Source organism: Neisseria sp. P0014.S009 (assembly GCF_051958155.1).
GTDB classification, from domain to species: domain Bacteria; phylum Pseudomonadota; class Gammaproteobacteria; order Burkholderiales; family Neisseriaceae; genus Neisseria; species Neisseria flavescens_C.
The window spans coordinates 1-267 of the sequence record NZ_JBQCVS010000135.1; the positions used below are offsets into that span (position 1 = coordinate 1).

A 267-nucleotide genomic window follows, 5' to 3' on the forward strand; every position below is an offset into this window, starting at 1 on the left:
CCCTGAAGGACCGCCATAATGCCGTTGAGGTGAACTGGATTGACCCGAACAACGGCTGGGAGACGGCGACAGAGCTTGTTGAAGATACGCAGGCCATTGCCCGTTACGGTCGTAATGTTACGAAGATGGATGCCTTTGGCTGTACCAGCCGGGGGCAGGCACACCGCGCCGGGCTGTGGCTGATTAAAACAGAACTGCTGGAAACGCAGACCGTGGATTTCAGCGTCGGCGCAGAAGGGCTTCGCCATGTACCGGGCGATGTTATTG

At 57.7% G+C, this 267-nt stretch carries 1 protein-coding gene; it reads left to right on the forward strand.

All coding sequences use genetic code 11. The annotated features are described in order from the left end of the window. Window positions 1–267, forward strand: a 267-nt coding sequence (locus ACTHS4_RS12010; RefSeq protein ID WP_440365999.1) for a phage tail protein, incomplete at both ends; no start/stop codon positions are given.